This is a genomic window from Dellaglioa sp. CoH-55-MRSF-9, assembly GCF_056782155.1.
This window is the reverse complement of the sequence record NZ_JBXAYG010000007.1, coordinates 39,852-62,421: the sequence shown is the minus strand read 5'-3', so window position 1 is coordinate 62,421 and position 22,570 is coordinate 39,852. Positions and strand designations below refer to the sequence as shown.

At 34.4% G+C, this 22,570-nt stretch carries 21 protein-coding genes and 3 tRNA genes; 20 read left to right on the top strand and 4 right to left on the bottom strand.

The annotated features are described in order from the left end of the window. Positions 1-133 precede the first annotated feature (133 nt). Together AC1RPV_RS07060 and AC1RPV_RS07055 are read right to left on the bottom strand one after the other, a co-directional pair. The gene (locus tag AC1RPV_RS07060) at positions 134-238 is read right to left on the bottom strand and encodes a hypothetical protein (RefSeq protein WP_481762193.1); all 105 of its coding nucleotides are present in this window, start codon (positions 236-238) and stop codon (positions 134-136) included. A 117-nt stretch (positions 239-355) separates the two neighbouring features. Next, complete coding sequence (locus AC1RPV_RS07055) at positions 356-571, bottom strand: transposase (protein WP_481761913.1); 216 nt, start codon at positions 569-571, stop codon at positions 356-358. A 193-nt stretch (positions 572-764) separates the two neighbouring features. Here AC1RPV_RS07055 and AC1RPV_RS07050 point away from each other — a divergent pair, with 193 nt between their 5' ends. The 8 genes from AC1RPV_RS07050 (at position 765) to AC1RPV_RS07015 (ending at position 7,566) form a co-directional block, all read left to right on the top strand. Continuing rightward, complete coding sequence (locus AC1RPV_RS07050; RefSeq protein ID WP_481761865.1) at positions 765-2,222, top strand: peptide MFS transporter; 1,458 nt, start codon at positions 765-767, stop codon at positions 2,220-2,222. A 60-nt stretch (positions 2,223-2,282) separates the two neighbouring features. Then, the gene (locus AC1RPV_RS07045) at positions 2,283-3,107 is read left to right on the top strand and encodes a metallophosphoesterase (protein ID WP_481761866.1); all 825 of its coding nucleotides are present in this window, start codon (positions 2,283-2,285) and stop codon (positions 3,105-3,107) included. 66 nt (positions 3,108-3,173) lie between these two features. Further along, positions 3,174-3,257, top strand: a tRNA-Tyr gene (locus AC1RPV_RS07040). A gap of 14 nt (positions 3,258-3,271) precedes the next feature. Further along, positions 3,272-3,343: transfer RNA gene (locus AC1RPV_RS07035), tRNA-Gln, on the top strand. A gap of 113 nt (positions 3,344-3,456) precedes the next feature. After that, entirely contained in the window at positions 3,457-4,254 is a 798-nt protein-coding gene (gene proC, locus AC1RPV_RS07030; RefSeq protein ID WP_481761867.1) for a pyrroline-5-carboxylate reductase, read from the top strand. Positions 4,255-4,327: 73 nt separating this feature from the next. Continuing rightward, positions 4,328-5,455, top strand: coding sequence for an N-acetylglucosamine-6-phosphate deacetylase (gene nagA, locus AC1RPV_RS07025; RefSeq protein WP_481761914.1), 1,128 nt, complete (start codon positions 4,328-4,330; stop codon positions 5,453-5,455). 25 nt (positions 5,456-5,480) lie between these two features. Beyond that, positions 5,481-6,182, top strand: a complete 702-nt coding sequence (locus AC1RPV_RS07020; protein WP_481761868.1) for a GntR family transcriptional regulator — start codon at positions 5,481-5,483, stop codon at positions 6,180-6,182. A gap of 154 nt (positions 6,183-6,336) precedes the next feature. Further along, a complete protein-coding gene (locus tag AC1RPV_RS07015) occupies positions 6,337-7,566 on the top strand; it encodes a NupC/NupG family nucleoside CNT transporter (protein ID WP_481761869.1) in 1,230 nt (409 codons plus the stop codon). Positions 7,567-7,607: 41 nt separating this feature from the next. Here AC1RPV_RS07015 and AC1RPV_RS07010 read toward each other — a convergent pair whose 3' ends face one another. Beyond that, positions 7,608-8,354, bottom strand: coding sequence for a WecB/TagA/CpsF family glycosyltransferase (locus tag AC1RPV_RS07010; protein ID WP_481761870.1), 747 nt, complete (start codon positions 8,352-8,354; stop codon positions 7,608-7,610). A gap of 160 nt (positions 8,355-8,514) precedes the next feature. Between AC1RPV_RS07010 and AC1RPV_RS07005 the strand changes: the two genes are divergently transcribed. From AC1RPV_RS07005 to accA, 12 genes are all read left to right on the top strand, one after another. Next, positions 8,515-9,978: a nicotinate phosphoribosyltransferase gene (locus tag AC1RPV_RS07005; RefSeq protein ID WP_481761871.1), complete on the top strand. Its 1,464-nt coding sequence runs from the start codon at positions 8,515-8,517 to the stop codon at positions 9,976-9,978. 12 nt (positions 9,979-9,990) lie between these two features. Further along, a complete protein-coding gene (gene nadE, locus AC1RPV_RS07000; RefSeq protein WP_481761872.1) occupies positions 9,991-10,818 on the top strand; it encodes an ammonia-dependent NAD(+) synthetase in 828 nt (275 codons plus the stop codon). 202 nt (positions 10,819-11,020) lie between these two features. Beyond that, positions 11,021-13,675: a cation-translocating P-type ATPase gene (locus AC1RPV_RS06995; protein WP_481761873.1), complete on the top strand. Its 2,655-nt coding sequence runs from the start codon at positions 11,021-11,023 to the stop codon at positions 13,673-13,675. A gap of 15 nt (positions 13,676-13,690) precedes the next feature. After that, positions 13,691-14,131: a hypothetical protein gene (locus AC1RPV_RS06990; RefSeq protein ID WP_481761874.1), complete on the top strand. Its 441-nt coding sequence runs from the start codon at positions 13,691-13,693 to the stop codon at positions 14,129-14,131. A 97-nt stretch (positions 14,132-14,228) separates the two neighbouring features. After that, positions 14,229-16,403: a Tex family protein gene (locus tag AC1RPV_RS06985; protein ID WP_481761875.1), complete on the top strand. Its 2,175-nt coding sequence runs from the start codon at positions 14,229-14,231 to the stop codon at positions 16,401-16,403. Between the two features lies 1 nt (position 16,404). Then, complete coding sequence (locus AC1RPV_RS06980; RefSeq protein ID WP_481761876.1) at positions 16,405-16,857, top strand: SprT family protein; 453 nt, start codon at positions 16,405-16,407, stop codon at positions 16,855-16,857. A 59-nt stretch (positions 16,858-16,916) separates the two neighbouring features. Next, positions 16,917-17,001, top strand: a tRNA-Leu gene (locus AC1RPV_RS06975). 179 nt (positions 17,002-17,180) lie between these two features. Beyond that, a complete protein-coding gene (locus AC1RPV_RS06970; RefSeq protein WP_481761877.1) occupies positions 17,181-18,167 on the top strand; it encodes a beta-ketoacyl-ACP synthase III in 987 nt (328 codons plus the stop codon). 15 nt (positions 18,168-18,182) lie between these two features. Beyond that, positions 18,183-18,569 (top strand): acetyl-CoA carboxylase biotin carboxyl carrier protein, encoded by a 387-nt coding sequence (locus AC1RPV_RS06965; RefSeq protein ID WP_481761878.1) that lies wholly within the window; start codon positions 18,183-18,185, stop codon positions 18,567-18,569. Between the two features lie 9 nt (positions 18,570-18,578). After that, complete coding sequence (locus tag AC1RPV_RS06960) at positions 18,579-19,868, top strand: acetyl-CoA carboxylase biotin carboxylase subunit (protein ID WP_481761879.1); 1,290 nt, start codon at positions 18,579-18,581, stop codon at positions 19,866-19,868. A gap of 14 nt (positions 19,869-19,882) precedes the next feature. Next, positions 19,883-20,665, top strand: coding sequence for an acetyl-CoA carboxylase carboxyltransferase subunit beta (locus tag AC1RPV_RS06955; protein WP_481761880.1), 783 nt, complete (start codon positions 19,883-19,885; stop codon positions 20,663-20,665). A gap of 13 nt (positions 20,666-20,678) precedes the next feature. Next, the gene (gene accA / locus AC1RPV_RS06950) at positions 20,679-21,443 is read left to right on the top strand and encodes a carboxyltransferase subunit alpha (protein ID WP_481761881.1); all 765 of its coding nucleotides are present in this window, start codon (positions 20,679-20,681) and stop codon (positions 21,441-21,443) included. A gap of 53 nt (positions 21,444-21,496) precedes the next feature. Here the strand turns inward: accA and AC1RPV_RS06945 are convergent, their stop codons facing one another. Continuing rightward, positions 21,497-22,531 (bottom strand): LCP family glycopolymer transferase, encoded by a 1,035-nt coding sequence (locus tag AC1RPV_RS06945; protein ID WP_481761882.1) that lies wholly within the window; start codon positions 22,529-22,531, stop codon positions 21,497-21,499. Positions 22,532-22,570: the final 39 nt, after the last annotated feature.

Here is a 22,570-nt window from a genome sequence, read left to right as displayed (position 1 = left end):
GAACACAGAAGTTAAGCTTCTTAGCGCCAAGAGTAGTTGGGGGTCGCCCCCTGCGAGGGTAGGACGTTGCCATGCTATTAAAAATAAAACAATAAAATTTTACGACCGTTGCTGAATATAAAAAAAGGTGTTGTCACAAAGTGACAACACCTTTTTTTATAGTTTTATTTCTCATTACAAAGGAAACACGGTTCCTAAAATCACTAAATCCGTAGGCATTACGTTTAATAATTTTCAATTTATTGTTAGTCCCTTCCTTCAAGTAGGCTATTAGAATAAGGATAGTTAATAGCGTTTTTCACATAGTCTTCATGTTAAATTAAAATGAGTAAACAATTTTTTTAAAAAATTGAATTCAAGTTTTATTAAATGCATGCATAAGTGCATTGTAAATGTGAAATTGATCGTAAACAACTATGGCGTTCGGGAATAACAAAGTTCTCGTAAACTTGGGATACGTATAGTTTATATAAGTAACGATTACTTTAACGTTTTCGCGTGCTTCTAAAATGAACCGGATAAAATACTTAGTCACTTGATAGATTGTTCTAGCAAAAATAGCAGATACTATAGAGCATTTTTTGTTACACTATTACTTAATAATGGATATAAAATTTTTCACATATTAGAAAGACGTTAAATGATAAAACAAGTAGTAAATGATGAGATATAAGTAAAAATTTGATTTGACTATTGATATATATACATTGTATAATGTGTAATGCATTAAAATACATATACTAGATTTATATCGGAGGAAGTCCATGAAAAATAAAGATACGGCCTTTTTTGGTCATCCTAGAGGATTATCAACACTATTTTTTACAGAAATGTGGGAGCGATTCAGTTATTACGGAATGCGAGCAATTCTTTTATACTATATGATTTCAGAAGTGGATGGGCTTGGTTATAATCAAGCTACAGCCATGTCAATTATGTCCATTTATGGATCATTAATTTATTTATCAGGTGTCATTGGAGGTTTCGTTAGTGATCGCCTTTGGGGTAGTAGAAAAACAGTGTTTATTGGTGGAATACTAATAATGCTAGGACATATTGTTCTTGCAACACCCTTTAAATCAGTTGCTTTATTCATATCTATCGCGTTAATCGTATTGGGAACAGGGTTGTTAAAACCTAATGTTTCTGAAATGGTTGGTGGATTATACAATAGTAAGGATCCAAGACGTGATTCTGGTTTCAGTATCTTTGTATCTGGGATTAATATTGGTGCTTTGATTGCACCGTTGCTAGTTGGATGGGTTGGTCAAGAATATAATTACCACGTTGGATTCTCATTAGCAGCTATTGGGATGTTTTTCGGCTTAGTTCAATATTACTTTGACGGAAGAAAATATTTAACAAAAGATAGTTTATATCCTAATGACCCTATTCAACCTAACGAATTATCAACTATTCTTAAAAAATCTTCAATCGGTGTTATAGCTTTAGCTTTAATTTTAGTTATCATGTTCCTATTTAAATCATTAAATATTACGAATGTCATTCTTTTAATCACAATTCTTGCAGTTATCATCCCTGTCTATTACTTTACAATGATGTTAACAAGTAAGAAAACAACAAAAATTGAACGATCAAGACTTACAGCGTATATTCCGTTATTTATTGCCAGTATCTTATTCTGGTCAATTGAAGAACAAGGTTCAGTTGTTTTAGCAATGTTTGCGTCAACTAGAACGCAGTTAAGTGCTTTTGGGTTCACTTTCCCAGCTAGTTTCTTTCAAAGTATGAATCCGTTATTCATATTAATCTATGTTCCAATATTTGCTTGGTTATGGGTTAAATTAGGATCGAAACAACCTAGTTCTCCAGCTAAATTTTCAATTGGTCTAGTATTTGCTGGAGCATCTTTCCTTTGGATGATGCTCCCTGGTGTTCTTTTTGGAACAGATACTAAAGTTGGCCCATTATGGTTAGTTGCAAGTTGGATGATGGTTATGCTTGGTGAAGTTTTGGTTTCTCCAGTTGGCTTATCAATTACTACTAAACTTGCACCAAAAAGTTTTCAATCTCAAATGATGAGTGTTTGGTTCTTGAGTGATGCTGTTGCTCAAGCATTGAATTCACAAATTGTTCGGTTATACACACCCGCTACTGAATCAATGTACTTTGCTGTAGTTGGTGGAATTACTGTTGCCTTTGGTATTATGTTGAGTTTCTTTATTCCAAGAATTCATAAATTAATGGAAGGCGTTAATTAAATAGATTTTTAATGAAAGATATGTTAATTTTAATTAACATATCTTTTTTTGGAGGGAAACATGACAATTATTGCAACTAGTAGTGATAATCACTTTGATATTAATAAAGTTGATGTGGATATAATTATTGATGAACAAGTAAATTATCTATTAGCGAAAAATATTGAGTATTATCTTATTACAGGAGATTTATTTAATGATTTTAATAAAACGATTGATTATATTATTAGACTGAAAAGAAAGTTAAATAATAAAATTGTTGTCTTATTTATTGCAGGTAACCATGACATGGTTAAAAATATAACATTTGATGAGCTAGAAAGTGTAGTGAATGATTCTTATCTCCATAATCAATATTTGGATATCTCCGGCACTGAATGGCGTATTATAGGTAATAATGGATGGTACGATTACAGTTACTCAAAACAGCTAAAACGGTCTGATAAAGAAATGCTACATTGGAAAACAAACTATTGGATCGATCGTAAAATTGTTCAACCAATGCCAGATGTCGAGAGATTTAAATTAAGTTTAAGACAAACTGAAAAATTATTGAGTGATGCGAAACAATTAAATAAAAAAATAATATTTATGACTCATTTTGTACCTAATGAATTGTATATTAAAATTAATAATGATAATCGTTTCTGGAACGTTGCAAACGGCATGTTAGGTAGTCAAAAGATGGGAGATCTGTTAGAATACTATAAAGTAGAAAAAGTTTTATTTGGGCACCTCCATATCAAACATGATCCTATTCAAATTAATGAAACGACGTATTATACGAAGCCAGTGGGATATGGGCGGAAAAAATATAACGAATGGACGAAAAATACGTTCTTCGATGAGTGGAAATTTACGTTACAAATAATTAATTTAAAATAATTGAAAAAAAAGCTTGATTTTTAATCCATTTATTTGTATGATAGTTAAGTCGGATAAAGCTGATATGGAAGAGTAGCGAAGAGGCTAAACGCGGCGGACTGTAAATCCGCTCCTTCGGGTTCGGTGGTTCGAATCCACTCTCTTCCACCATTATTTTATAATATTGGGTTATAGCCAAGCGGTAAGGCAACAGGTTTTGATCCTGTCATGCGATGGTTCGAATCCATCTAACCCAACTAGCTAAAAGCAGATACTTAGGTATCTGCTTTTTTGTTTTATTTGTTATTTTATTTTTTTTTGCGGTATGATGGAGATAGTAATTAAATATAATAATTGAAATGAGGAAACTATGAAAATTGGATTTATTGGAGCTGGTAATATGGCTCGAGCAATTATTGAAGGTTTAGTAGAAGCAGAATTTATCGCGCCAAAAGAAATTTTGGTACACAGTGCAAGAGAGTCCAGCTATGTACCTTATGCTGAAGCTAATGGCTTTACAGCGTTAGGTAGCAATGCTCAGGTGGTTAGTGAGGCTGACGTTGTTTTTCTTGCTGTTAAACCAATTGTCTTAGGTATGGTTTTAGCAGAAATTAAAGAGTCAGTGAAGGAATACAAACCTATGCTAATTTCTATTGTATCAGGTGTTTCAATCTCTGAAATTGAATTAGAATTAGATAATCATTCAGTTGGTATTTTAAGAACAATGCCAAATGTTAACGCAACGGTTTCCGAAAGTATGACTGCGTTAGTCGGTAATGATATTTTGACAGATAAACAAATGAAACAAGGTACTGATTTATTTGATACTATTGGTGAAACGATGGAGATTGCTGAACGCGATTTTAGCACGTTTGTTGCTCTTGCTGGTAGCTCACCAGCATTTATTTACTTATTTATTGATACGCTTGCACGTGCAGGCGTTAAATATGGCTTACCAAAAGATAAAGCAACTAAGATTGCTGCTCAAGCTGTACTAGGCAGTGCAAAAAAGGTCTTAGCTACTGATGAAGTGCCATGGAAATTAATTGATGAGGTTTCATCTCCGGGTGGCACAACTATTGCTGGATTGCTTGCAATGGAAGAGGCTGGATTTATGAATTCTATTATTAAAGCAGTTGATGCAACTGTGGCTAAAGACAAAAACTAAATTTGATATGACCTTGTTTTTTTGGTCTATACCGATTATACTAAGTTTATAAATTGAAGGGATGGCGGATAAGATGAGTATTGTTTTAAAACATGCAGTTATCTACACGGGTTCAGAAAAAATTGAAGATGCATATATTCGATTTGATAAACAAATTAGTGCAATGGGGCCAATGAGCGAATACAAAGCTTTAGCCTCTGATGAGGTTAGAGATGTAGAAGGGAAAATTATTGTTCCTGGATTTATTGACGTTCACAGCCATGGTGGATATAGTTTTGATGCTATGGATGGTGATTCTAAACAAATTAATGAAATGGTTACCGATATGATTCACGAAGGTGTTACGACTTATTTCGCAACGACAATGACCCAATCACATGAAAATATTGCTAATGCTATGGTTGGTATCAAAAAAGCCGCTGAAGTGAACCCTGTTATTCAAGGAATTCATCTTGAAGGACCATTTATTTCTCCTGTTTTTAAAGGCGCACAGCCTGAAAAATATATTGAGGCACCTGATACAAAGTTATTTGATAAATGGAATGAATTATCAGGACATATGATCAAATTAGTGACTTATGCACCGGAACATAAAACGTCACCTGAATTTGAAGAGTATTGTATCAAGAATGGTATCGTACCTTCAGTGGGCCATAGTAACGCTACTCGCGAAGAAATGAAACATTCTCGAGCAAGTCATGTCACTCATTTATACAATGCACAACGCGAATTTAAGCATCGTGAACCAGGTGTAACTGGACATGCATTTTTAGAGGATAATATTTATACAGAAATTATTGCTGATGGTTTTCATATTGTGCCAGATATGATTAAACTAGCCTATGATTTAAAAGGACCTAAACGTATTGAATTAATTACTGACTCGATGCGTGCTAAAGGAATGCCTGAAGGCTTAAGCGAACTTGGCGGGCAAAAAGTTATTGTTAAAGACAAACAAGCAAGATTAGAATCTGGTAATTTAGCAGGCTCTGTTTTACAATATCAAGATGCATTTAAAAATATTATGAAATTTACTGGTTGTGGTATCGAAGAAGCTGTATTGATGAGTTCTGTCAATCAAGCTAGGGAATTCAATTTAACATCAAAAGGTGCTATTGAAATCGGAAAAGATGCTGATATGAACTTATTTGATGCTAACATGCAACTAGAAAGCACATATAGCTTTGGACGTAAATTTTAATAAAAGGTTAGGAAGGTAATTGTTAATGGGATCTCCCATATATATTCAAATTCATAATGAAATGAAAAAAACAATTGAATCTGGTGAATGGGAAGTTGGCAATCGTATTCCGGCTGAACGTGAACTTGCTGTTGTATTTGGTGTCAGCAGAATGACGCTTAGACAGGCAATTCAAACCTTGGTAGATGAAGGTATTCTAGAACGTCATGTTGGTGATGGAACCTACGTTGCTCGTAAGAAGGTTCAAGAAAAGATGTCAGGTGTGACTAGTTTTACTGACCTAATGGCTGAACAGGGAAAAGTGGCTTCAAGTAAGACGATCACTTATCATGTTACAACGCCTTCATTAAGTGAAATTGAAAAGTTACAATTGATCGATGGCGAACTAGTCTTACGAATGGAACGAATTCGTTATGCTGATGGTTTACCGATTTGTTTTGAAGTTGCTACGGTTCCTAATAAATTAGTTGAGGGTTATAGTAAAACTGAAATTACGAGCTCTTTATATCGAACATTGGAAGAAAAAGCCAATTTAACATTGGGAGGGGCACAACAGACAGTGTCTGCTATGTCAGCTGCTGAAAGCATAGCGGATTATCTATCAATCAAGCGTGGTGAAGCGATTTTGAGGCTTCGTCAAGTTAGCTTTTTGAAAAATGGTGAACCTTTTGAATATGTTCGGACACAATATGTAGGGAATCGCTTTGAATTTTATCTAGAAAAATAAAGTTTAAGAAATTATTAATTGCTCTCTTTCAACCATATCAATGGATGAGATAGAGTAATTTTTTTTTTGAGAAATCTGTTCGATTGACATCAATTTGAGATAACGCTATATTATTTAAGAGCAAAAAATAAATTATCTGAAGGGGTTTTAAGATATGTATTTATTAGTTAATATTTTCGGTGTTGCCATTTTTATTTTAGTTGCATTTGCGTTTTCCAAGAAAAAGAGAGAAGTCAATTGGAAATCAATCGCAATTATGGTCGTTATTAATTTATTTTTAGCTTGGTTCTTAACAAAATTCTCATTAGGACGTGATCTTGTAGAAGGCGCGGCTAATGGGTTTAATTGGCTAATGCAGGCCGCATATCAAGGTATTCAATTTATGGTACCCGCTATGCCTAAAGTAACTGATATGGGATTTTTCATGAGTGTTCTATTACCAGTTATTATGATTGTGCCATTGTTTGATATTTTAACGTACATTGGCGTTCTTCCATTTATTATTAAGTGGATTGGCCGTGGGTTATCAAAAATTACAGGCCAACCAAAATTTGAATCATTTTTCTCAGTAGAAATGATGTTTTTGGGAAATACTGAAGCATTAGCTGTTTCAAGCCTTCAGTTGAAACTAATGAAATCAGAACGGAACTTAACTTTGGCAATGATGTCAATGAGCTGTGTGACGGCTTCAATCATTGGTGCTTATACAACAATGATGCCAGGTCAATATATCTTAACAGCTGTTCCAATTAATATTATTAATGCTATTATTATAACAAGTATTTTAAATCCAGTTGAAGTAACAGAAGAAGAAGATACTATTGCTGAAATGACAGGTAGTAACTCAAATGATTTAGAAACTTCTGAATCAGATAATAAAAGAGAACCCTTTTTCGCTTTCTTGGGTGATTCAATTTTGGGTGCTGGTAAGTTAGTCTTGATTATTGCAGCAAATGTTATTGCTTTCGTTGCTTTAGCAGCCTTGATTGATAATATTCTTGGATTAGTTAATCCAAATTTATCACTTGAAAATATTTTAGGTATTATTATGTTCCCATTTGCTTGGTTAATGGGATTCAATCCTTCAGATGCTTTCGAATTAGCACGTTACATGGGTACAAAATTAGTAACAAATGAATTTGTTGTTATGGGACAAGTATCAAGTACGATTAACTCATTTGCACCTCATTACAAAGCTGTTTTAACTGTTTTTGTTACATCGTTTGCAAACTTTTCAACAATTGGAATGATTATTGGTTGTTTCAAAGGAATTGTGGATAAAGAAAAAAATGATGTTATCGCAAGAAACGTTGGTTACATGCTATTATCTGGTATTCTAGTTTCATTATTATCAGCGGGTATGGTTGGCGTTTTCGTTTGGTAATATAACAATATGTAAAAAAGAACTAAGAAATTTTTAATTTCTTAGTTCTTTTTTTTATGTCCTCTAAATTTTTCTTTGTATATTAGTAATAAGTAACGTGGAATAGCTAGCATTCGAATAAAACGAGTCGGTTCTTGGAATAAACGATAAAGCCACTCAATATGATGATTTTGCCAAAATTGTGGCGCACGATTCACAGTACCCGCTAGAACGTCGAAACTACCACCAACACCCATCCAGATACTATCAGACACTTGGCGATTACGCTGAATAAATTCCTCCTGATTTGGAAAACCTGTTGCAACAAAAACAAAATCAGGCTGAGATATTTTAATGTTACTTACAATATCCTGATCATTTTTGAAATAACCATTATGAAATCCGACTAAATTAATGTTTGGATAATCAGACTTAATCGTTTTGGCAACTTTTTGGATGACCGTTTCGGCTGCACCAACTAGGTATATTGATTTTTGATGACTATTAGCCCATTTAAGCAGGCTCATTAAAGTATCATAGCCAGTGATTCGTTCGGGCATTGGAGTCCCTAAAATTGCTGCGCCTTTGATAATACCAATACCATCTGGTGTAACGTAGTCAGCTTGGTTAAGAATCTTTTTATAATCTGGGTGTTGTCGTGCAAATAGAACAATTTCTGGGTTGGCTGTCACGATAAATCGATTTAGATGAGCTATCGAATCAGTCGCTATCTGAGTTAAAAAAGCGTCATTAGTTGTATTAATAAATTCGATATCTAATATTTTTGTTTTTTTAAATTTATTTGGCATAATATGTCCTCACTTTTTAAACTTTGTCTCATTATAACAGAAGATAAATTTAAAATAAGTATTGAATATGACGGATTACGGAAAAAATGGTAAAATGTAGATTATAATTTGTGTGCTGGAAAAAATTCTAGTAGTGCATTCATTTTAAAGGAGAAACATCATGGTAAAAAATTACCCAGATGATAGCTATACGTTACATACGGACGTTTATCAGATTAATATGATCCAAACTTACTGGGAAAAAAATATTCATAATCAAAATGCTGTATTTGAAGTTTTCTTCAGAAATTTACCATTTTCTAATGGCTATGCGATTTTTGCAGGCTTAGAACGAGCTATTAATTATATTCAAAATTTAAAATTTTCAGAGACAGACATTGCGTATTTAAGAGAAGTGGCAGGATATCCAGATGATTTTCTTGCCTATTTAAAAGATTTTCATTTTCGTGGCACAATCAGGTCAGCTGTTGAAGGGGAAGTTGTTTTTAACGGCGAACCCATTGTCCAAATAGAAGGTCCTTTAGCAGACTGTCAATTAGTAGAAACGGCATTACTTAACATCATTAATTATCAAACATTGATTGCAACAAAATCAGCTCGTATCAAAGCTGTAGCCGGAGATGATGGTGTGTTAGAATTTGGTACAAGACGAGCACAAGAATTTGATGCAGCTATTTGGGGAACACGTGCAGCTTATATTGGTGGATTTGATGCAACTAGTAATGTCCGAGCAGGTAAAATATTTGGTATTCCTATCAGTGGAACGCATGCGCATTCATTAGTTCAAGCATACAGAGATGACTATGATGCTTTTATGGCTTACGGAACAACGCATCGTGATTGTGTCTTTTTAGTTGATACATACGATACGTTAAAAAGTGGTGTGCCAAGTGCAATTAAAGTTGCTAAAGAGTTAGGTGATAAGATTAATTTTGCCGGCGTACGAATTGATAGTGGGGATATGGCTTACATTTCGAAACGCGTTCGTGAACAATTAGATGAAGCTGGATTTACAGAAGCTAAAATTTATGCCTCAAATGACTTAGATGAAAAAACAATTACTAATTTAAAAATGCAAGGAGCTAAAATTGACGTCTGGGGCGTTGGAACTAAACTAATAACTGCCTATGATCAACCCGCCTTAGGTGCAGTTTATAAATTAGTAGCCATTGAAGGTGGCGATGGTAAAATGGTTGATACAATTAAACTCAGTAATAATGCAGAAAAAGTATCAACACCAGGTAAGAAACAAGTATGGCGTATTACTAATAAAGTTGATGGTAAAACTGAAGGAGATTACATTGCACTATCGGATGAGGAACCTCAGAAACAAGACTCACTTTATATGTTCCATCAGCAGTATACCTATATTAATAAGTTGGTAACTAACTATAATGCACGACCAATTTTACAAGATATATTTGTTGAAGGTGAACTGGTTTATAATCAGCCAGAATTGGATGCTATTAGAGAGTATTCAAGAATTCAGTTAGATGGGTTATGGGAAGAATATAAACGTGAATTAAATCCACAAGATTACCCTGTCGATTTATCACAAAAAGCTTATGATAATAAGATGGCTATCATCCAAAAAATTAGAAATAATATGAATAATATTAAATAAGGGGTGTTAATCTTGACTGACTTACAAAAGAAAATTATTGAAACTTTGAAAGTGAAATCAAGTGTAAATATTGCAGAAGAAATTCGTATGAGTATTGATTTTATGAAAGCTTATTTATTGAAACATCCATTTTTAAAATCTTTAGTTTTAGGAATTTCTGGTGGACAAGATTCAACACTTGCTGGGTATTTAGCACAACAGGCTATTCGTGAGTTACGTGAAGAAACCGGTGATAGCAATTATCAATTTATTGCAGTTCGACTACCATACGGCAATCAATCCGATGAATCTGATGCATTAGATGCTATAAAATTTATGCAGGCAGATCAAGTGGTTCGTGTAGACATTAAAGGTGCTACCGATGAAATGGTAATAAGCTTAATGGCAAACAATCTTGAAATTTCTGATTTTAATAAAGGTAATATCAAAGCTCGTCAGCGCATGATTGCTCAATATGGGATTGCCGGGGCAAAGTCAGGTGCGGTTGTGGGAACTGACCATGCTGCAGAAGCAATTACTGGATTTTATACTAAATATGGTGACGGAGGTGCTGATATTACACCACTTTGGCGTTTGAATAAGCGCCAAGGTAGAGAGATGTTAGCTTCGTTAAATGCGCCGGAACATCTGTATTTAAAAGTACCAACAGCCGATTTGGAAGAAGACCGTCCAGCGCTACCTGATGAAGTTGCCTTAGGAGTTACTTACGATAATATTGATGATTATCTTGAAGGAAAGGTAGTTTCAAAAGAAATTAGTGATAAAATTGAAAATTGGTATTTAAAGACAGAACACAAACGACATCTGCCAATTACTGTTTATGATTCTTTTTGGAAGTAAATAGTTGCGTAAGCTGTTTCATTTCAGTTATAATTAAAGAAATCATAGGGGAGTAACTGGCGGTTATCCGCGGCAATGTCACCAACAAGAAAGTTCTTTTTCTGGTATTGCCTTAAATAGTGAGACTTATGTATGTTTAAAGTTCTGCAACATACATAGGTCTTTTTTTGTATTTTGTGAAACTATTATAAGGAGGATTACTATGACAAAAAGGATTTACGCACAATCAGTTGACGAAGTTTTAGCAGGCCAAAAGACAGATTTGGCAGGGTTAACAACCCAAGAGGTTAAAGAAAGAACAGACAAGTATGGATTGAATCAGTTGTCAGAAGGTAAACGTAAAACAATATTACAAAAATTCTTTGATCAGTTTAAAGATTTCATGATAATCGTTTTAATTGTGGCTGCGTTAATTGCGGCATCATCAGGTGAAGTTGTGGACGCAATTATCATCATGTTAGTTGTTGTTTTAAACGCTGTATTCGGTGTTTTTCAAGAATCTAAGGCTGAAGAGGCAATTAATGCGTTAAAAGAAATGTCGACACCTAACGCAAATGTAAAACGAAATGGGCAAATTGAAACTGTAAAAAGTGAAAATTTAGTACCTGGAGATATTGTTTTACTTGAAGCAGGGGATGTTATTCCAGCAGATTTACGTTTAACACAGATTGCTTCTCTTAAAATTGAAGAATCTGCTTTAACTGGTGAATCAGTACCTGTTGATAAAAGTTTAAATTTATTAAATGATGAAGATGCTGGTATTGGCGATCGCCATAATATGGCGTTTATGAATAGTAATGTAACTTATGGGCGTGGTGAAGGAATCGTTGTTGGAACAGGGATGAACACTGAAGTTGGACGTATTGCAGGAATGCTCAATTCTGCCGATGAAATGAAAACACCACTACAAGATAATCTTAACCAATTAGGTAAAACATTAACTATTTTAATATTAATTATTGCTGTTATTGTTTTCTTCGTTGGTCTACAAAATGGAGATAATAGTGTCATTGATATGTTGTTAATTGCGATTTCATTAGCTGTAGCTGCAATTCCAGAAGGATTACCAGCTATTGTTACAATTATTTTAGCACTTGGAACACAAAAGATGGCAAAAAGAAATGCGATTGTTAGAAAATTACCAGCAGTTGAAACACTTGGTAGTACTGACATTATTGCATCAGATAAGACGGGTACATTAACGTTAAATCAAATGACTGTTGAAAAAATATTTATAAATAATGAGTTATTAGATGCCGATAAGGTGGAAACAAATTTAGAAAGTCCACTATACCAGGTGATGTCTTTCAGTAATGACACAAAACAAACATCTGAGGGCAATTTAATTGGTGACCCAACAGAGACGGCTCTAATTCAATATCATTTAGATCATGGATTAGATGTGGATGCATTATTAAGCAGTGAACCTCGAGTTGCTGAAGTTCCATTTGATTCAGAACGTAAATTGATGTCAACAATTCAAAAAAATGAGGATAAATCTTTTTTTGTTGCTGTTAAGGGTGCTCCCGATCAACTATTAAAACGGGTAACACGTTATATTGAAAATGGCGAAATTAAACCGATAACTGATGCACAGCTAGATTATATTATGACTAATAATCATGATATGGCAACGCAAGCATTACGCGTGTTAGCATTCGCGTATCGTGAAATGCCTGCAATTCCAGCGGTATTAGATTCAGAAACTGTGGAAAATGATTTGATTTTTGCTGGATTAGTTGGAATGATTGATCCAGAGCGACCAGAAGCTGCTGCTGCAGTTAGCGAAGCTAAGAAAGCCGGGATCCGTCCTTTGATGATTACAGGCGATCATCGCGATACTGCCGAAGCTATTGCAGTTCGATTAGGAATTGTTGAAGCTGGACAACATGAAGCAATTATTTCTGGTTCTGAATTAGATGATTTATCAGACTCAGAATTTGAAAATAAGGTTGAACAATATTCTGTATATGCAAGGGTATCGCCTGAACATAAAGTGCGAATTGTTAAAGCATGGCAGAAAAAGAATCAAGTGGTTGCTATGACTGGTGATGGTGTGAACGATGCGCCAGCTTTGAAATCGGCTGATATTGGAATTGGGATGGGTATTACAGGAACTGAAGTATCTAAAGGTGCTTCAGATATGGTTCTCGCTGATGATAATTTTGCGACAATTGTTTTTGCTGTTAAGGAAGGACGAAAAGTCTTTTCTAATATTCAAAAATCAATTCAATATTTACTTTCTGCAAACTTAGGTGAAGTATTAACCTTGTTTGTTATGACAATGATGGGTTGGAGTATTTTGGCACCAGTCCATATTTTGTGGATTAACTTGGTAACAGATACATTTCCCGCAATTGCACTTGGTGTAGAACCTGCTGAAAAAGGATTGATGGATCAAAAACCACGTGGACGTAAATCAAACTTCTTCTCTGGTGGTGTGATGCCAAGTATTATTTATCAAGGTATCTTAGAAGGGGCTATAACATTATTTGTTTATTGGTTGGCTTTAACGTATCCTGTTCATATGGGTGATAAATTAATTCATGCAGATGCTTTAACAATGGCTTTTGCAACATTAGGATTAATTCAGTTATTCCATGCATTCAATGTTAAATCAATCCATGGGTCAATCTTCAACCGTAATATCTTTAAAAATGTGACGTTTAATTGGTCAATTTTGGCATCATTTGCGTTGCTCGCAGCAACTATTTTAATCCCCGGATTAAATAAAATGTTCCATGTTAGCCATTTAGATATGTATCAATGGGGTATTGTTTTAGCGGGATCATTCTCAATTATTGTGATTGTTGAAATTGTGAAGCTTGGCCAACGATTATTCAGAAAAAATAAATAAAAGGAAGTTTATATCTTGAAAAAAAGAGTTAATGTAAATTATTATATCAATGCGTTAAATGATGTTGCGCAAGCAACTGAAGAAATGGGTAATTCTTTAAATGATCATTACGAAGTAATGGAAAAAGCCATTACTGCAGGTGACTTTTCTATTGTTTCAGATGATGAATTCACAACTACTAAAGAAAAATTTGTTGAAGGTACAGCAAGTTACCAAGAAAATTTAAGCAAATTAGATGATTTACAAGTACCCATTCCTGTTTTGGGAAAACATAAAAAATTAATTAGTGGTTATCGTACTTTTGTTGAAGGTTGCGATGAGATGACAAGTAGTATTAATGTTGAGAAACATCTTGTCGAGGTTGATGCATTTAAAGCTTCAGAAGAAAAACAAGATAAAGGAATGACGCAAACAACTGATATGATGCAACGTATCATGCAACAAATTTTAGGTTAAATTTAATTAAAGAGATTGATATTAGGAATGGTTGTACTGACGCCTATTATTAGTCTCTTTTTTATGAACAAAAAATATTCGAATTGAGGTCGTTATCATGGAAAAAAACATTATGCCGTTAGTATTAAAAGAGCTAAATCAGTATCGAGAAAAACAAATTAACGCAGTTTTAGGGATGCTTGATGAAGGAAATACTGTTCCATTTATTGCACGATATCGAAAAGAAAGAACAGATAGTTTAGACGAAGTTCAAATTCGTGAAATTGAGACAACTTATAAACATGTTGAGAGTTTAGAAAAACGTAAAGCAGAAGTTATCCACATAATTGAAGAACAAGGTAATTTAACAGAAGCTTTAAAAAATAAAATTAGTTTAGCAAAAAAATTGCAACAGATTGAAGATTATTATTTACCTTTTAAACAAAAACGTCGTACTAAGGCCACTATTGCCAAAGAGGCTGGATTAGAACCATTTGCCAAATGGTTGTTGACATTCCCCCAAACAGCAGCTGAAATTAATCAGAAAGCAAGCACATTTATTAATGTTGATGCTGAAATTTTAACTGAAGAAGACGTTTTTGCTGGGGTACATGAAATTTTAGCTGAAGCATTTGGTGAAAGTGCCGAATATCGTGAGTGGATTCGTAAAGTAACTCAAAAAGATAGTTTGTTTGAAGCAAAAGTTAAAGCTGAAGAAAAAGACGAAAAAGGTATTTATCGTGATTACTATGAGTTTAGTGAATCTTTAAAATCAGTCGTTCCGCATCGTGTACTGGCAATTAATCGTGGTGAAAAAGAGGGAATCTTAAAAGCTTCCGTTGTTGTACCAGAACAAGCAATTATGACATTTATGCATTTTAGAATTATTGGGAAAAATAGTGGTGACGCTGTACCAATCATTGAAAATGCGTATCAAGATAGTTATAAACGCTTTATTAAACCATCAATTGAGCGTGAAATTCGTAAAGGTATGACAGAGGTTGCTGAAGAACAAGCTATTAATGTGTTTGGGGATAACTTATACCATTTACTTATGCAAGCACCATTAAAAGGGAAAGTTGTTTTAGGTTTTGATCCAGCCTATCGAACAGGCTGTAAGTTAGCCATCGTGGATGGTACAGGTAAATTCTTAGACAAATTGGTAATTTATCCACATAAACCTGCAAATGGTGAAAAACGTGCCGCAGCTGCTGGACAATTTAAACAGTTCCTTGAAAAATACCAAGTTGAAATGATTGCAATTGGAAATGGAACAGCAAGTCGAGAATCTGAACAATTTGTTTCAGATATTTTAAAAGAAATCGAACGGCCAATTTTTTATGTCATTGTAAATGAGGCTGGGGCATCGGTTTATTCAGCTAGTCAAGCAGCTCGTGATGAATTCCCAGAACTTCACGTTGAAGAACGCTCTGCTATTAGTATCGGCCGTAGATTGCAAGATCCTTTGGCTGAATTAATTAAGATTGATCCTAAATCTGTTGGAGTCGGTCAGTATCAACATGATGTTGCTGAAAAAAAATTGGATGCACAGTTAGATGTCGTGATTGAAGATGCTGTGAATAAAGTTGGGGTTAATTTAAATACAGCTAGTTCAGAGCTATTAACAAAAATTTCTGGATTAAATTTAACAATTGCTAAAAATGTTGTTACTTATCGTGACGAAAATGGTAAATTTACGAAGCGTCAACAACTTAAGAAAGTACCACGCTTAGGACCAAAAGCTTATGAACAAGCAATTGGATTTTTACGTATTGTTTCTGGGGATAACATTTTAGATAATACTGATATTCATCCTGAAAGTTATCCACTAACAAAGATTTTGTTGAAAGAATTGGGGATAAAAATAACTAATTTGGGTAAAACTGAGACAAATGACCAATTAGCACAGACAAATGCTGAAAATTTGGCACAAGTTGTGGGTAGTGGTGTGGAAACAGTAGCAGATATTCTAGCTAGTTTACAAAAACCAGGCCGTGATTTACGTGACGATATGCCGGCACCGTTACTACGACACGATGTGTTAACAATTGAGGACTTAGAACCCGGCATGTCATTACAAGGAACCGTTCGGAACGTAATTGATTTTGGTGCGTTTGTAGATATTGGTGTTAAACAAGATGGACTTGTCCACATTTCACAATTAACAGATAAGTTCGTTAAGAAACCAAGTGAAGTGGTTGCGGTTGGGGACATAGTTACAGTGTGGGTAATGGAAGTTGATTTGAAACGTAATCGCGTTCAGTTAACAATGAAACGACCAACGGATAAATAAGATGACTGATTTTGAATTAACAGCTTTAGTTCAAAACTTATCCACAACTTTTTTTAAGCAGCCATTTATCCACAAAGCAACATTTAATAAAAGACTACGAACGACGGGTGGACGGTATCGATTAAATGACCATAATATTGAAATTAATCCTAAAATGCTGACGGAACATGGTGAGGATATTTTAATAGGTGTTATCAAGCATGAATTATGTCATTATCATCTGCATATTGCTAAAAAGGGTTATCAACATCGTGATCATGATTTCAAACAGCTACTGACAATTGTAGGTGGTAGCCGGTTTGCCCCTCTTGGTCCAAAACAGGCTAAAAAGAAAAGAGTTATTCACTATCAATGCTCTAATTGTGGACAACAGTATCAACGACAAAGAAAAATTAACCTGTCACGCTACGTTTGCTCGAAGTGTCGAAGTAAGTTAATTTTAATGGAATACTAATTTATTTTAAATGGGACTTGTAACAAGGAACAATTTTTGCTACAATTATGATTGTTCTTGCGAGTATGGCGGAATTGGCAGACGCGTCAGACTAAGGATCTGGTGGGATAATATCCCGTGATGGTTCGAATCCATTTACTCGCATAATAGTTTTACTTAAAAGCACTCGACCTTGTTACTATGGGGTTTAGTGCTTTTTTTAATGAAAGATTGCCATACTGGCGTATTATGAAATTAAAGAATTATTAAGCGTTAATTATTTTGGTGTCTTAATTTTGCGATTATTGATAAAATAGAATGAATTAAACTTAACGACTGGGAGAATGGGTAAATTGAATAATTATGTCAAAATAAAAAATATGGCACATTTTGTGCCGGAACGAATTGTGACAAATAATGAATTAGCTAAATTTATGCCAACCTCGGATGAATGGATAGTGGCGCATACTGGGATTAAAACACGACACTATGCAATTGATGAAAATACATCAGATTTGAGTACAAAAGTAGCAAATGAACTTTTACTTAAATCTGGGTATGAAGCCACAGATATTGATTTAATTATTATTTCCACAATTTCGCCAGACGCCTTAACACCATCGACAGCTGCGATTGTTCAAGGAAATATTGGCGCAATGAACGCCTTTGCTTTCGATATTAGCGCTGCTTGTGCGGGATTTATATTTGCTATGAGTACCGCAGAAAAGTTTTTACGTACAGGGCAATACAAACGGGCAATTGTGATTAGTGCAGAAGTTAACTCAAAAATGATGGATTTTAAGGATCGAACAAGCGCTGTATTTTTTGGAGACGGTGCAGGTGGTGCTCTTCTTGAAGCCTCAAATAATTCAGCGGATGAAAGCTTTATTGCTGAAAAAATAGAAACAAATGGGCAAAAAAAGGATGTTATTCATAGTGGACGTATTGAACCATTAAGTGATGTTAATGAAGATAATTATCCAACAATAGATGCATTTTTCCAAGAGGGACGAGATGTGTTTGAATTTGCTACAACAGTTGTGCCTAATCAGATGAAACAATTACTTAAAGATAATAAGTTAAAAACAAGTGATATTGATTTGGTTGTTTGCCATCAAGCAAATTTAAGAATTATTGAAACAATTGCTGATGAGTTAGGGATGCCAATTGAAAAATTTGCAACAAGTGTTATTCATCACGGAAATACATCTTCAGCCGGGATTCCAATGGCCCTAAATGAAGCAATTCAACAAGGGTTTACGGGTGGTACAGTTTTATTAACTGGATTTGGAGCTGGCTTAGCATATGGAAGTTTACTAATAAAAATTTAAGGTGTGTGCAAATTAATGAAATTTAATGAAATTAATCAATTATTAGATAAAATTGCGACAATGCCATTTTCTCATGTTGAAATTGAAGATGGTGACTTTAAAGTAGTTGTAGATCAAGAAAAAACAGCCGAAAAAATAAAAGTAGCAACAAATATACAAGAAGATGATAGTGACACCATTTTTATCGTTAAAAGCCCACTTGTTGGGTTAGTTCATTTTGATAAAATGGGAACAATTGGGACTAAAATTATTAAAAAGCAGGTTATTGCTCAAATTGAAAGTATGAAATTATACAATGATATCCAATCGCCAGTGACAGGTATCGTACTTGAACAACTAGTAGATGATGGTGAATTAGTCGAATTTGATCAAGAGTTACTTAAAATTAGAATAGATGGATAGGTGAGTCATTTGTTTCGAAAAATTTTAATAGCGAATCGTGGAGAAGTGGCTGAACGAATTATTCGCGCTTGCCAAAAATTAAATATACAAACGGTCGCTATTTATTCAACAGTGGATGCACAAAGTCGATTTGTTGAACTTGCTGATGAAAAAATTTGCATTGGGCCAGCCTTAGCAAAAGATTCTTATTTAAATCGAGAGAGTATATTGATGGCAGCATTAAGTTTAAATGTTGATGCAATTCATCCAGGATACGGGTTTCTATCAGAAGATGCGCATTTTGCACAAATGTGTATGGAATGTGGTATTACTTTTATTGGTCCGGAAGCGGAATTAATCCAGCAACTAGCAGATAAAGATAAATCTCGTTTGTTAGCAATTGAGAAAGGGGTACCCGTTATTCCTGGATCTGATTTAATTACTTCTAACGAAGAATTGATTGAGCAAGCAAATAAAATTGGATTCCCACTATTAATTAAAGCTTCACATGGCGGAGGCGGCAAGGGTATCAGAGCAGTTGAAAGGAAATCTGATTTGTTATCTGGCGCTGAGATTGTTCAGCAAGAAGCAAAGGCTTCTTTTGCTGAGGGAAGTTTTTATCTTGAAAAAAAATTGATAAACGCGCGGCATATAGAAGTGCAAATTATCGGTGATGGGCACCATGTTCAAGTGTTAGGAAATCGGGATTGTAGCTTGCAAAATCACCGACAAAAAGTGATTGAAGAAAGCCCATCAGTTGTCTTAACTAGTGAGCAACAAAGCCAACTCTACTATTTTACGCGTCAGTTAATCAAAAATTTACATTACGTTGGATTAGGAACTGTAGAATTTTTATTTGCGAATAATCAATTTTATTTTTTAGAAATGAATACACGATTGCAAGTCGAACATGGTGTTACTGAAGAAACTGTTAAAATGGATGTTGTTCAACAACAGTTGTTAGTTGCTGAAGGTAAAGAAGTATTGAATAATGATGTAGAAATGAATGGACATGCAATCGAATGTCGATTATCCTTAATTCCAAGTGTGAAAACTAAAATTACATGTTTTGATTTTCCTAAAGATATTCGAATTGAAACGGGTTATGGTGTCGGTGACACCATCTCTGCTTTCTATGACGGACTATTAGCAAAAATTATTTGTCATGCTGAAACGAGAGAATTAGCTATTTTAAAAATGCAAAAATCACTTGAATCAATTTATATTTCAGGAATTGAAACTAATTTAACGCAATTAAAAATAATTATAAAATCACAAGAATTTATTGAAAATACCATTTCAATTGATAGCAAAATTTAAAGGCGGTGGCGGTAATGAGTCATTATCCAAAGACAAATCAATGGCAAAAGTGCCGAAATTGTGGGACGCATTTACATGAAAGTGAATGGGCACCTTATTTTATTTGTCCTAAATGCCAAACTTATAAACGCTTGACTGCTATGGAGAGAATTGCTATTTTAACAGATGAAAACGGTTTTGAGGTAATAAATGTAGCAAATAAAACAGAAAATAAAGCACAATTTCCAGGTTACTCAGAAAAACTGGAACGTGCTAAGCGTTCAACGACATCTGATGAAGCCGTTATTGTCGGTGAAGGTAGCATTGATCAACAACCATTGATTTTAGCAGTAATGGATAGTTTTTTTATGATGGGATCATTGAATACGACGGCAGGGACTAGAATTAAGTTAGGGATGCAAGTCGCATTAGATAAACGACTGCCATTTGTAATCGTTACTGCTTCTGGTGGTGCAAGAATGCAAGAGGGAATTTATTCGTTATTACAAATGAATTCGATTCTTTACATGAAACAAAAACTAGATAATGCAGGGTTATTAGTCATGTCCCTATTGACGGATCCAACAATGGGTGGTGTCAGTGCTAGCTTTGCACTAAATAACGATATTGTATTAGCTGAAAAACAAGCTAAAATTGGCTTTGCTGGTGAAAGAGTGATTAAACAGACGACAAATGAAAAGCTACCTGCTAATTTTCAAACAGCAGAAGGTTTATATGAAAATGGATTTGTTGATCAGGTTATTGATCGGAAAAACATAAAACAGATTCTTAGTCAGCTACTACTATTACACGTGTGAGGGGATATTAAAAATGGACTCAGATTTTTTAAAAAAAGTTCGATCGAATGATAGATTAAGTGCTAAATTTATTATTTCTAGTCTATTTGATGTGTTTTTCGAAAATCATGGTGATCGAGTTGGCGAAGAGGATGCTTCCATTATTGGTGGGATTGGACTTTTTCATAAGTGCCCAGTGACAGTTATTGGCATTAATCGGGGCGTAAATTTAGAAGAACGTTTAGCCTATAATTTTGGTGCCGTGAAGCCAAGTGGGTATCGAAAAGCAATGCGATTACTAAATGAAGCTGAAAAATTTAAGCGACCTGTTGTAACGCTAATTAATATGCCCGGCGCAGATGCCAGCGTTAAATCAGAACAAACAGGACAGAGCTATATTATTTCTGAAATGATTTTAAAAATGGGTGCATTACAAGTGCCGAATATTGCCATTTTTTTAGGTGAAGGTCAAAGCGGTGGTGCACTGGCTTTAGCAAATGCAAATGCTATTATGATGGTTGAAAATAGCTTATTTTCAGTAGCATCTCCAGAAGCCGTTAGTGCTATTTTGAAGAAAACTAATCCAAATGAGATTGAAACAAGTTTGCCAATGACGGCTACTGAGTTATTTAATATTGGATTGATTGATGTGGTATTGCCAGAAACTAATCAGGCAGCAACAATAAGTCTAATGGACAGTAGTCTAAATGAATTGCTGAAGAACCTAGCGACTAAATCATCTAATGAACTTATTGAACAAAGAGAAATGAAATACCAAAAGTTTTTAGAAAATTGGTAAAAAAGAAACGGACCTCAAATTTTAATTGAGGTCCGTTTCTTTTTTATATCTATTTATTTAGAGAGTTGCTGTTCTAAACTAGTAAAGGCTTGTGTTGATTTGTTTAAACCTAATTGAGAACGAATAGCATTTGAGACGCGTTTCTTTTCAGTCGATGTTGGAACTTCATATGAAAGACCATCAACATCTGTACTTACTCCTTGCAAGAAATCAGAGTGAATTGATTCTGTAGCGGCGCTGTAGTTTGTTTCTACTGTGAGCATATCATTAAAACTAAGATCAGTTACCATGTTTCCGTCAATTGTTTTTAATAATTTTTTGTAGTTTGCGAGTGAATTTACAGATTTAGCTTTTCCGGTAATTGCTGTAATAATCTGTTTTTGACGTTTTTGACGGCCATAATCACCTAGTGGATCTGAATGACGCATTCGCGTATAAGCTAAGGCTTGTTTGCCGTTTAAATGGATTGTCTTACCTTTTTTATAATGAGTTCCTTCAAGTTTAAATGAAAGTAATGGTTTGACATCAACACCACCAACGGTATCAACAATTTTCTTTAATCCATTCATGTTAATTAACATATAATAATCAATTGGGATATCTAATAAATTTTGAACAGTATTAACAGCAGATGTTGAACCATCTTTGCCACCATAGGTATAGGCACTGTTTATTTTTGAAGAGCTTTCATCACTTCCGTCAATTTTAACTTGAGTATCACGAGGAATACTTGTTAAGGTAGTTTTATTTGTTGTTGGATTAACTGTTGCAACGATCATTGTATCCGTGCGTCCTGTATCACTTCGACCAAGTGCGCCAGTATCAGTCCCCATTAATAGAATTGAAAAAGGTTTTTTCTCACTCAAAATACTGGAAACATTTCTTAATTTTTTTGCTTTGGTTTTCTTGTAAGTTTTTGCGACGGTATCTTCAGTATGTGTGAATACTGAATAGGCATATACACCTCCAGAAGCAATACCTAAAATCATAATTATCAATAGTGTCCACAGTATTGGATGCTTATTTTTATTGCTTTGAGAACTGCCTTTTATTGGAGATGGCATTCCCAAGTTATTATTTTTAGCCATATTTATTCATACCTTTCATTACATTAATTAAGCTGATTA

Excerpts from the sequence above, each read along its gene's own strand:
- proC (WP_481761867.1), top strand. The coding sequence starts at position 3,457 with ATGAAAATTGGATTTATTGGAGCTGGTAATATGGCTCGAGCAATTATT.
- AC1RPV_RS06955 (WP_481761880.1), top strand. The coding sequence starts at position 19,883 with ATGAGTCATTATCCAAAGACAAATCAATGGCAAAAGTGCCGAAATTGT.
- AC1RPV_RS07020 (WP_481761868.1), top strand. The coding sequence starts at position 5,481 with ATGGGATCTCCCATATATATTCAAATTCATAATGAAATGAAAAAAACA.
- AC1RPV_RS06965 (WP_481761878.1), top strand. The coding sequence starts at position 18,183 with ATGAAATTTAATGAAATTAATCAATTATTAGATAAAATTGCGACAATG.
- AC1RPV_RS06985 (WP_481761875.1), top strand. The coding sequence starts at position 14,229 with ATGGAAAAAAACATTATGCCGTTAGTATTAAAAGAGCTAAATCAGTAT.
- AC1RPV_RS06945 (WP_481761882.1), bottom strand. The coding sequence starts at position 22,531 with ATGGCTAAAAATAATAACTTGGGAATGCCATCTCCAATAAAAGGCAGT.
- AC1RPV_RS07015 (WP_481761869.1), top strand. The coding sequence starts at position 6,337 with ATGTATTTATTAGTTAATATTTTCGGTGTTGCCATTTTTATTTTAGTT.
- AC1RPV_RS06995 (WP_481761873.1), top strand. The coding sequence starts at position 11,021 with ATGACAAAAAGGATTTACGCACAATCAGTTGACGAAGTTTTAGCAGGC.
- nagA (WP_481761914.1), top strand. The coding sequence starts at position 4,328 with ATGAGTATTGTTTTAAAACATGCAGTTATCTACACGGGTTCAGAAAAA.
- AC1RPV_RS07010 (WP_481761870.1), bottom strand. The coding sequence starts at position 8,354 with ATGCCAAATAAATTTAAAAAAACAAAAATATTAGATATCGAATTTATT.
- AC1RPV_RS07050 (WP_481761865.1), top strand. The coding sequence starts at position 765 with ATGAAAAATAAAGATACGGCCTTTTTTGGTCATCCTAGAGGATTATCA.
- accA (WP_481761881.1), top strand. The coding sequence starts at position 20,679 with ATGGACTCAGATTTTTTAAAAAAAGTTCGATCGAATGATAGATTAAGT.
- AC1RPV_RS06970 (WP_481761877.1), top strand. The coding sequence starts at position 17,181 with ATGGGTAAATTGAATAATTATGTCAAAATAAAAAATATGGCACATTTT.
- AC1RPV_RS07045 (WP_481761866.1), top strand. The coding sequence starts at position 2,283 with ATGACAATTATTGCAACTAGTAGTGATAATCACTTTGATATTAATAAA.
- AC1RPV_RS06980 (WP_481761876.1), top strand. The coding sequence starts at position 16,405 with ATGACTGATTTTGAATTAACAGCTTTAGTTCAAAACTTATCCACAACT.
- AC1RPV_RS07005 (WP_481761871.1), top strand. The coding sequence starts at position 8,515 with ATGGTAAAAAATTACCCAGATGATAGCTATACGTTACATACGGACGTT.